At 51.5% G+C, this 10,467-nt stretch carries 11 protein-coding genes; 8 read left to right on the top strand and 3 right to left on the bottom strand.

The window, feature by feature from the left end:
• Window positions 1-86: 86 nt before the first annotated feature.
• Entirely contained in the window at window positions 87-356 is a 270-nt protein-coding gene (locus APU11_RS22845; RefSeq protein WP_060578727.1) for a hypothetical protein, read from the bottom strand.
• A 424-nt stretch (window positions 357-780) separates the two neighbouring features.
• On the opposite strand from APU11_RS22845, the gene APU11_RS22840 reads away from it, so the two are divergent.
• From APU11_RS22840 to APU11_RS22805, 8 genes are all read left to right on the top strand, one after another.
• On the top strand, window positions 781-1,053 hold the full coding sequence (locus tag APU11_RS22840; RefSeq protein WP_058651002.1) for a hypothetical protein: 273 nt from the start codon (window positions 781-783) through the stop codon (window positions 1,051-1,053).
• Window positions 1,054-1,275: 222 nt separating this feature from the next.
• The gene (locus APU11_RS22835; protein ID WP_060578726.1) at window positions 1,276-3,180 is read left to right on the top strand and encodes a hypothetical protein; all 1,905 of its coding nucleotides are present in this window, start codon (window positions 1,276-1,278) and stop codon (window positions 3,178-3,180) included.
• The gene (locus APU11_RS22830) at window positions 3,167-3,406 is read left to right on the top strand and encodes a DUF4060 family protein (protein ID WP_058651005.1); all 240 of its coding nucleotides are present in this window, start codon (window positions 3,167-3,169) and stop codon (window positions 3,404-3,406) included. The genes APU11_RS22835 and APU11_RS22830 overlap by 14 nt, the downstream gene beginning before the upstream one ends.
• 67 nt (window positions 3,407-3,473) lie before the next feature.
• Window positions 3,474-3,689, top strand: a complete 216-nt coding sequence (gene xisR / locus APU11_RS22825; RefSeq protein ID WP_023343778.1) for an excisionase family protein — start codon at window positions 3,474-3,476, stop codon at window positions 3,687-3,689.
• Window positions 3,689-4,975, top strand: coding sequence for a site-specific integrase (locus APU11_RS22820; RefSeq protein WP_058651007.1), 1,287 nt, complete (start codon window positions 3,689-3,691; stop codon window positions 4,973-4,975). The genes xisR and APU11_RS22820 overlap by 1 nt, the downstream gene beginning before the upstream one ends.
• Before the next feature lie 72 nt (window positions 4,976-5,047).
• Complete coding sequence (gene phoP / locus APU11_RS22815) at window positions 5,048-5,719, top strand: two-component system response regulator PhoP (protein WP_013097083.1); 672 nt, start codon at window positions 5,048-5,050, stop codon at window positions 5,717-5,719.
• A complete protein-coding gene (phoQ, locus tag APU11_RS22810; protein ID WP_029881973.1) occupies window positions 5,720-7,183 on the top strand; it encodes a two-component system sensor histidine kinase PhoQ in 1,464 nt (487 codons plus the stop codon). It begins immediately after the preceding gene.
• Window positions 7,184-7,274: 91 nt separating this feature from the next.
• Complete coding sequence (locus APU11_RS22805) at window positions 7,275-8,396, top strand: cupin domain-containing protein (RefSeq protein ID WP_014831472.1); 1,122 nt, start codon at window positions 7,275-7,277, stop codon at window positions 8,394-8,396.
• A gap of 44 nt (window positions 8,397-8,440) precedes the next feature.
• On the opposite strand, the gene APU11_RS22800 is transcribed toward APU11_RS22805, so the two are convergent.
• Together APU11_RS22800 and pepT are read right to left on the bottom strand one after the other, a co-directional pair.
• Window positions 8,441-8,932: a transposase gene (locus tag APU11_RS22800; RefSeq protein WP_038419118.1), complete on the bottom strand. Its 492-nt coding sequence runs from the start codon at window positions 8,930-8,932 to the stop codon at window positions 8,441-8,443.
• 95 nt (window positions 8,933-9,027) lie between these two features.
• Window positions 9,028-10,251, bottom strand: coding sequence for a peptidase T (gene pepT, locus APU11_RS22795; RefSeq protein WP_013097087.1), 1,224 nt, complete (start codon window positions 10,249-10,251; stop codon window positions 9,028-9,030).
• Window positions 10,252-10,467: the final 216 nt, after the last annotated feature.

Below are 10,467 nucleotides of genomic sequence, written 5' to 3'. Positions count from 1 at the left end.
CGCGATCAACAACCTGTTTGACTGCTTCAGTTTTAAACTCTTCAGGATAACGCTTACCGCTCATGGGCACCTCTCTTTAAGTCATCTTAAATGACTCTGAGGTGTCTGTTAAACGCGTGGCGATTCATTGATTGCTGTTCAGACAAGCCGTAAGCCTGAACAAATACCTCAATCTCTTCTTCTTCGGTCTCGTTCATGAAAGTTTCGCCACCGAGGCTATGGAAATCACCGGATATGACGTGCCCCTTCTCGATGTCATACCCACCGAGCAGCTCAGCGACTGTGAATTCTCCGATTTGGTCACGGATAACGATGTAACCAATGCGGTGCTCATGATGTACGACGACTCCGCGCATGCAAGTTTCCTTCTGGCTGTGTGAGAGCAACCAGAATACCACCGAGCCTGAAGTGGTGAAAAGACAGGCGCACAATTGGAAGCGCACTCCCCCCTTTCACTAATGGGGATTGGTTTGTTAGATGGCGGAGTGTGCTTCCAGTTGTGGGCAATCGAAAATTGTAGTGGCTGTTAATAACCTTCATAGGGGATTCAATATGACTGACTTTAAGCGTCAACCATCACGGCAACAGGCAGTCCGCCTTAACTGGTTTGAAATAAAACTTCGACAACTTTGTTATTTGCTGGCTCAAAAAGGCAACCCTGAACTCTGAAGGTTAATAGCGTCGATAAAACGCAATAACCTGACTGTCATTTAATTATACACGATTAAAAATCATGCCTTAAACGGCAGGGATTCTCTCAACCAAAACAAGGTGTCTGAAATGAAATTAGAAGTAAAAACCATTGAAATGGGTCTGGCAATAGTAAACAAAGAAATGGCGACATTTAATATTAACGGGATTATTTCTGGCGTGGTTCATTTACCAGCCTCTGGCCCTGTAACCGTTGTGCTTGATGGTGGCTATGTGCTGGGCGAGTTTCATTGTCCAGTATGCGCTGTTAAGCACATTAGCTTGCTGTCTGTGAAATTCGCAGAAGCACAGAACGTCTGCGGCATGTCCTATTACGATCACAAACGCCAACTACTTAACTGATATGGATGACATCATTTGTCATTGCGCTGTTTGCTGCCGCGAATATAAAAAATCGGAAATGCACGAAAGGAAAACAGACATATACCCCTTTAAGCGCACAGTTTATTTATGTGAGCAATGCAATGAAAAAAGAGAAAACCGTGACGCTTTAAGAAAGGTAAAACGCGGCATCCGCAAGCCATTTCATTCAACATCATTTTTCAAATATTTAGCGAGGTCATTATGTCTATTGAGTTAAAAGTATTTGGTGGTGCTTATTTCCCAAAAGATAAAGCATTAAAAAAACACCCTGATTTAAAACCGCTTGCAACCGCAGTTAATGCTGCAACAAAAGCCATCGCTGAAGCCGTTATTTTCGGCAAGCTGGCGGCTGAGCACCCTGAACATATTGATGATTATTTTAAAGTGAAAATCTGGGAGCATCGTGACGGTTTGCCGTGCCCTGAGCTTGATGTTTTCTCACCTGAATTTTTCGATACCGTGGCTATCTGGAATGTGAATGCAGGTGAACCAGCTGCGGCGCCACAGCCTGAATCTGAAGAAAAGACGGAATGGGACGACAACAAGGCACAGGAAGAAATTAAAATCGTTGCGCAGCTCGACCAGGCATCCCGGGCAGCTTGTCTGGCACTGTTCGGCCCGGTCCCTGGAATCACTTCAGCGCAGTACGGCCAGATCGTCGATCTGAAGAATGATGATGAACCCAGCTTTGCCCGCGAGCTGGCCGAAGCACTATCCAAAGAAACACGATCGCTGGCCCTGGCACCGGAACGGCAGGAGCATTTACTCGCCTGGGTACGTGAGAACACAAAAGAATCTGCACAGTGGCCGGACATTAAAAAACAGATCACTAAATGGATCGATACGCCGATTGATAAGCGACCTCAGCCTGCTAGCACTAACACCGAAGAAAACCGCGCGGACACTGACTCCACTCTGGGCGGAGGAAACAAGACAGACCGTAGCCCGGATCTGGCACACAACCTGTCTACGCTGAAGATAGAGGTTGCTGTTGCGATTCTGGGCATGTACGACGAGATCGATATTTACGGGATCCCGAATAGATTATTTATTCCGGCGAAAGCCATGGCCGAAGCAGAACAGGACCCCCGCTTTACTGCATGGTGGAAAAAACTGCGCGGCACCCCCGGTATTCTGGATTATTCCCGGGCAGCCATCATCGCCTTGATTAAATCGGCTCCGGAAGAACTCTGGATAGATCCTATCGCGCTGCGCGAGTACATCAATCGCGAGTTGGTTGAATTTGACCACGCGCACCCAGATCAGAAAACGGTTGATGCGGCTTGCCGCCCAAAATCCCGCGCCACCCCTGAGGTAAACGAAAATGATGAAGCCAAACCGCATGTACCTGGCGAAACTCAGCCACCAGCAGTTTGCCCTGCCAAAGCTGCGCAGCTCGACAAAGAACTCAATGAGGCATTCGCTCAGAGCTCAGCGTCAGTGCAGCAGCCCACGGACCAGCCGAAAGTGGAGAACCTGGGCGGAGGCGTCTTTTCCGTCGATGCACTGATAAATACCGCCCCCTCAAATGAAGTCGAAAAACAGGAAGTGCCACCAGCGCTAAGTGTTCGCGAGATTGAAATCGCCCATGCATTAAACGAGCTGATGTCCGGGCGCACAAACATCGGTGACCAGGATGATATCGAAAATCTCATCACCACCACGGGTAAAGACATCGAGCATATTTTCCCGTTACTGATTGCAGATATCACCTCGACTGAATTCTGTCTGTCGCCTGATTTCAGTGATGAAGAAGTACAGGACGTTGCTACTACGATTCTTGAACAGTGGTCTGACGATATCAGCGTTCGTCAGAAAATAGCGCTTGATGCGATCGTGGAATACCGCCGCCCGGCACCACCAAAATCTGTCGCACTCGATCCTCCAGCCGTTACTGCAAAGCCGGATGCCGAGCACGAACCAGTAGCTGAAACAAACGCGCCCCTTTCATCGATTACCTACCAGCAACAGCTGACCATTGCAGCGCTGCAGGGCTTATGTTCCAACCCGGCATATTGCAATCAGTATGAGGAATTACCGGCTATGGCCGCCGGGCTTGCCTGCGGCGTGATCAACCATCAGGAAGGCTCCTGTGCGTCTGATTAACCGTAGCAAGGGAGACAGCATCGGCGGGCCAGCATGCGCCGCCGCGCTCAAATGCCATTTTGATAAATATGGCGAGCATGGTCGCAGCGACAAACAGACTTTTTACACCATCAAGTTCAAAGGGAGAAAAATTATGGTTGAGGTTGTTAACCGCCCCCGTAGTTACGTGGCAACGGCAATGATCGGTGCCAGGCATCTTATGTGCCTCCCTGGCCTTGGTCGGTGATTTTTGACAATCAATATACTATCTGCCGCTACGGTACTCTGCTCGTGGCGGCGTCATGGAGTTAAGCATGGCGCAAATCATTTTCGATGAAGAGTGGATGGTGGCGGGAAGGCTAACTGAGAAAACGGGGCTGGATGACAGGCAAATAAAAGCTTATCGCCTCGGAAGCTGGATTGAAGGGGTTCATTTTAAGCGAGTACCCGCAGTACCCGGTGGAGAAAGCAAACGCGCTTTGGTCTGGTACAACTTTCCGCTGATTAATAGATTTATTCAGGAAGCATGATGAACTTTCCAACCGGCGTTGAACTTCATAACGGAAAAATCAGAATCACGTTTACCTATCGCGGCATTCGCTGCCGCGAAGTTCTCCGTGGCTGGGTGGTTAACAGCAGTAACATCAAGAAGGCGGGAAACCTTCGTGCAGTCATCGTGAGTGAGATCCAGTTCGGCCAGTTCGACTACGCTGCGCGCTTCCCTGAATCGAAGGCTCTGAAAAAATTTTCATCAACTAAGCGGATCACGACATTTAAAGAGCTGAGCGATTTTTTCATTGATACAAAGGCTCTGGAAGTGTCGGGGGCTACCCTTCATTCTCTCACATCTGCAGTTAACACACTGAAACGTGTTGTGGGAGAAAATACTCCACTGGCTGATATTCAGCACGCCGATATACTGAATTACCGCAAAGAACTGCTGACCGGCAGCGTATTAAACCCTTCAATGCCTAACCTGGTTAAAAAGGGGCGCGCGCCCTCAACAGTCAATAAACAGATGGCGGTTTTATCAGAAATGCTGAAGCTTGCTAATCGAAGTCAGTTTATATTAAACGCTCCTTATGAGGGCGTGTCCCGGCTGAAGCTATCTAAGGCAGACCCCGATCCGCTTCTACTTCATGAGTACCAGGCACTGATTGCCGCCCTTCCCCGAAAACTGGCTTTGATCATCATTGTAGCCGTCCACACGGGAATGAGGCCCGGCGAGATTTGTGCTCTGGCGTGGGAGGATATCGATCTGAGAAAAGGTGAAATTCACGTATCAAGAAGCCTGACGAACAAGCGTGTGTTTGTGCCGCCGAAAACAGATGCTGGTATACGAACGATCACGCTGCTTAAGCCTGCACATGATGCGCTGCTGGAGCAGTTCGAAATCACAGGCAATAACCCAAGACAGCAGATCATTTTCCATCACCGTGAAATCGGCAAAACAGAGCCACAAAATCTGCGGTTTGTGTTTTCCCCGGAAAAGAAATCGTCAGTGAATGAGAGCTTTTTTTCCAAAAACTCGATTTCGTATGGATGGAAACGGGGCACTAAACTTTCGGGAATACGTGAGAGAAATCCTTATCAGTCCCGACACACATACGCCTGCTGGACGCTTATGGCCGGTGCTAACCCTTCCTTTATCGCCAGCCAGATGGGTCATGAGGATGCGCGTATGGTGTACGAGGTGTATTCGAAGTGGATCGGCGATATGAACCAGGATCAGGTCAACATGCTGAACAATAAGATGCCGACAGCTTTGCCCCCAGGACGCCCCCAAGGGATTGGAAGTATTAAAAAAGTCATTTAATTTCATGACGCTGGTTCCAAACTCCATAATCAGCGTTAAACTATTCATACTATTAATTCTGGGAGAAAGATGATGCGCGTACTGGTTGTTGAGGATAACGCATTGCTACGTCATCACCTGAAGGTTCAGCTTCAGGAGATGGGACATCAGGTGGATGATGCGGAAGATGCAAAAGAAGCCGATTATTATCTCAATGAACACCTGCCGGATATCGCCATCGTTGATCTCGGGTTACCTGACGAAGACGGACTGTCATTGATTCGCCGCTGGCGCAGCCACGATGTCTCCCTTCCTGTCCTGGTGCTGACCGCGCGTGAAGGCTGGCAGGACAAAGTGGAAGTGCTCAGTGCCGGTGCCGATGATTACGTCACCAAACCGTTTCATATTGAAGAAGTGGCGGCACGCATGCAGGCCCTGTTACGCCGCAACAGCGGGCTCGCCTCCCAGGTGATTTCCCTTCCACCTTTCCAGGTGGATCTCTCCCGGCGGGAATTCTCAATCAACAATGAAGTCATCAAACTGACGGCCTTCGAATACACCATCATGGAAACGCTGATCCGTAACAACGGTAAAGTGGTGAGCAAAGACTCCTTAATGCTCCAGCTTTACCCGGATGCCGAACTGCGTGAGAGTCACACCATTGATGTGCTGATGGGCCGTTTGCGTAAGAAGATTCAGGCGCAGTATCCGCATGATGTGATCACAACCGTGCGCGGTCAGGGCTACCTGTTCGAATTACGCTAAATGAAACGACTAATGCGGCACATTATGCCCCTTTCACTGCGGGTTCGTTTTTTGCTGGCCACAGCCGCTGTTGTGCTGGTGCTGTCGCTTTCTTACGGCATGGTGGCGCTGGTTGGTTACAGCGTCAGCTTTGATAAAACGACCTTTCGTCTGCTGCGCGGTGAGAGCAACCTGTTTTATACCCTCGCAAAGTGGGAAAACAACCAGATCAGCGTCGAAATGCCGGAGAATCTTAACCAGCAGAGTCCCACGCTGGCGCTGATTTACAATGAAAAAGGGAAACTGCTGTGGGCACAGCGTGATGTTCCCTGGCTGGTGAAAAGCATCCGCCCGGAATGGCTTAAAACCAACGGATTTCATGAAATTGAAGCCGATCTGAATACCACCAGCAGCCTGCTGCGCGAAGATCGCTCTCTGCAAAAAAAGCTGAATGAGATCCGCGCCGATGACGCCGAAACAGAAATGACCCACTCCGTCGCCATCAACCTCTATCCCGCCACGCCTGACATGCCGCAGCTGACCATCGTGGTGGTGGATACCATCCCCGTCGAGCTTAAACGCTCTTATCGGGTCTGGGGCTGGTTCGTCTACGTGCTGGCTGCCAATCTGCTGCTGGTCATACCGCTGCTGTGGATTGCCGCCTGGTGGAGTTTGCGCCCGATTGAATCGCTGGCGAAAGAGGTTCGCGAGCTGGAGGAGCATCATCGCGAGAAGCTTAATCCTGAGACAACGCGTGAGCTAACAAGTCTGGTGCGTAACCTTAACCGCCTGCTGAAAAGTGAACGCGAGCGCTACGATAAATACCGCACAACGTTGACTGACCTCACTCACAGCCTGAAGACCCCGCTGGCCGTCATGCAAAGCACCCTGCGATCCATGCGCAGCTCCAGAATGAGCGTCGATGATGCCGAGCCGGTTATGCTTGAGCAGATCAGCCGTATTTCGCAGCAAATTGGCTACTATCTTCATCGCGCCAGCATGCGTTCCGGCAGCGCCCTGCTGAGCCGGGAGCTGCACCCCGTGGCACCACTGCTGGATAACCTGACCTCTGCGCTGAATAAGGTGTATCAGCGTAAAGGGGTGAACATCAGTCTCGATATCTCTCCTGAAATCAGTTTCGTCGGCGAAAAAAATGATTTCATGGAGGTGATGGGTAACCTGCTCGATAACGCCTGTAAATATTGTCTGGAGTTCGTGGAGGTTTCCGCCCGTCAGACGGACAACGAGCTGCACATCATTGTTGAGGACGATGGCCCGGGGATCCCGCGAAACAAACGTGACGTGGTATTTGATCGCGGTCAGCGTGCGGATACATTGCGTCCCGGCCAGGGGGTGGGGTTGTCCGTCGCACGCGAGATCGTCGACCAGTACGACGGCAAAATCGAAACCGGTGAAAGTTTACTTGGCGGTGCCAGAATGGAAGTGATTTTTGGCCGTCAGCAGCCCACATCGAACGATAGTTAGCCCGTTATGTGAAAAATGCGCGGATCTCGCACCCAGGCTTCTGCGCTTCCGTTATAATCCGACTCAGTAAGAGCCTGCGGAATAAAAAAATATGGATTATCACTTAGCACTGAACTGGCCCGAGTTTATTGAACGCTACTGGCAGAAACGCCCGGTAGTTCTTAAGCGCGGGTTCAGCAATTTTGTCGACCCTATCTCGCCTGATGAACTGGCTGGCCTGGCCATGGAAAACGAAGTCGACAGCCGCCTGGTGAGCCACCAGGATGGAAAATGGCAGGTCAGCCATGGTCCTTTCGAAAGCTACGATCACCTCGGTGAAAATAACTGGTCATTACTGGTGCAGGCGGTCAACCACTGGCACGAGCCGACGGCAGCCTTAATGCGCCCGTTCCGCGCCCTGCCCGACTGGCGAATGGACGATCTTATGATCTCCTTCTCCGTGCCAGGGGGCGGCGTTGGCCCACATCTGGATCAGTACGATGTGTTTATCATTCAGGGGACCGGCCGCCGCCGCTGGCGCGTGGGTGAAAAAGTGCCGATGAAACAGCACTGCCCGCATCCTGACCTGCTTCAGGTGGATCCGTTTGACGGGATCATCGACGAAGAGCTGGAGCCGGGAGATATTCTTTATATTCCGCCGGGATTCCCGCATGAAGGCTACTCGCTGGAAAACTCCCTCAATTATTCTGTCGGATTCCGCGCGCCAAGTGGTCGTGAGATGATCAGCGGTTTTGCCGATTACGTTCTGCAACGCGAGCTGGGCAGCCATCGCTACAGCGATCCGGATGTGCCTTCCCGCGAGCATCCGGCAGACATTCTGCCAGCAGAACTGGATAAGCTGCGCGGCATGATGCTGGATCTGATCAACGAGCCGGAACATTTCAGACAGTGGTTTGGTGAGTTTATCAGCCAGTCACGTCACGAGCTGGATGTGGCACCTCCGGAGCCGCCGTACCAGGCCGACGAGATTTATGATGCGCTGCAGCAGGGTGACAAGCTGGTTCGCCTGGGTGGGTTACGCGTGCTGCGCATCGGTGAAGATGTCTTCGTCAACGGTGAGAAGCTGGATTCTCCGCATCGCCCGGCGCTGGAAGCCATCGCCAGCCATCTGGTATTGACTGCCGATACCTTTGGCGACGCCCTGGAAGATCCCTCTTTCCTCGCCATGCTTGCCGCGCTGGTCAACAGCGGGTATTGGTTCTTTGAGGACTGAGTTGTAATGTATTGCCGGGTGGCGGCTACGCTTACCCGGCGTTTTTACTTCCACTCCCCCGCCGCAAAATCCACAATCTCCGCGGCCCAATCCGCCGGATACAACCCTTCCCGTACATCCCGATGAAACGTTGAAAACGGCCAGTCGACAACCTTACCAACGTACCCATGTTTCACCGGGTTGAGGTAGATGTAATCCATATGTCGGCGGTAATCATTGTCGTTGCGGATGGTATGTTCCCAGAAACGCGCCTGCCAGATATGGCGCATTTCAATATTTCGTGAGAACGTTTTTTTGATCTCACGCCAGCGCCCGGAAAAATCGCTGTCACCTTCCGGCAAGGTCCAGATACAGTGCATATGTTCAGGAAGGATCACCCAGCCATTAATCGTAAAGGGCTTTGATCGTTTCACCGAGGAGGTGGCCTGGCGGAGGCTATCAATATGGCGGGTAAGTAAATCGCTCTGTCTGTTTTGCAGGTTAACGGTAAAAAACCAAGTGCCGCCGGGGACGTAATGGCGACGGTAGTTTGACATGGGCACTCCTTTTCCAGATGCCGGGTGGCGGCTACGCCTTACCCGGCCTACCTGTTCCTGTAGGCCCGGTAAGCGCAGCGCCACCGGGCGATGTCTTAACGCTTCGCGGTTAACTCCGCAATCCGCACAATCACCTTCACCGCTTTTTCCATCCCTTCCAGCGTCACAAACTCATGCTTACCGTGGTAGTTGTATCCCCCGGTAAAGAGATTCGGGCACGGCAATCCCATGAAGGACAGTTGCGAACCGTCGGTGCCGCCGCGAATCGGCTTCAGCACCGGTTCAATATCGCAGTCGCGCATGGCCTGCTGGGCGATATCCAGGATATGCGGATGCTCCATGACCTTCTCGCGCATATTGTAGTAGCTGTCTTCAATAATCAGCTCAATATAGCAGTCCGGGTGTAGCCCCTTACCCACCTTCTTCGCGATTTCCATCATCTTACGCTTGCGCGCTTCGAACGCTTTACGGTCAAAGTCACGCACGATGTAGTGCATCTGCGCGCTGTCCACCGTGCCTTTGATGCTGGTCAGGTGATAAAAACCTTCATAACCTTCGGTCTGCTCCGGGCTCTCATTCGCCGGGACTTCCGCATGAATACGGGACGCCAGCGACAGCGCATTCACCATCACACCTTTGGCGGAGCCAGGATGCACATTATTACCCACAATTTTGATGGTCACGGACGCGGCATTGAAGTTTTCAAATTCCAGTTCGCCCACGCCACCGCCGTCCACGGTATAGGCCCACTGCGCGTTAAAGGCCTCGACATCAAAATGTTTCGCCCCCTTGCCCACCTCTTCGTCCGGCGTAAAGGCCACACGGATATCACCGTGCGGAATATTTTTTCCTTTCAGCACCGCCAGTGCCGTCATGATTTCCGCGATACCCGCTTTGTCATCTGCCCCCAGCAGCGTTTTGCCATCCGTGGTGATCAGCGTCTGCCCGAGGAGCTGGTGCAGCACCGGGAACATTACCGGCGAAAGCACTTCGTCACCTATTCCCAGCGCAATGTCACCGCCACGGTAGTTTTCCACAATCTGCGGATTAACATGTTTACCGCTAAAATCCGGAGAGGTGTCGACATGGGAGATAAAGCCAATCGCCGGAATATCACCGGGGACGTTGGCAGGCAGCGTTCCCATCACAGTGCCTTTTTCGCTCAGGGTGACATTGACCAGCCCCATGGCCTCAAGCTGCTCTTTGAGCAGGTTTAATAACTTCCACTGGCCTTCGGTGCTTGGCACCTGGCGGACACCCGGTTTAGATTGGGTATCCAGCGAAACGTACTGTAAAAAACGCTCAAGTAATTTATCCATGCAGTCACCCTCACTTTTTGTGACAACATTATCAATAAGCATCAAAACGCAAATATTGCGTCAGGTCACTTTTATCCCGCAAACGAGAATATTTAATGAGATGGTCACTCCCTCCTTCCCGGTATTATGCTGAGGACAGGCTTTCATTCGGAGAACTATCATGGAAAACATTGCGCTCATTGGTATCGATCTGGGTAAAAACTCTTTCCATATTCA

It is taken from the genome of Enterobacter sp. 50793107 (assembly GCF_001463365.1).
GTDB lineage: Bacteria > Pseudomonadota > Gammaproteobacteria > Enterobacterales > Enterobacteriaceae > Enterobacter > Enterobacter cloacae.
The sequence above is the reverse complement of the archived record's forward strand: the minus strand, read 5'-3'. Positions and strand labels throughout refer to the sequence as shown.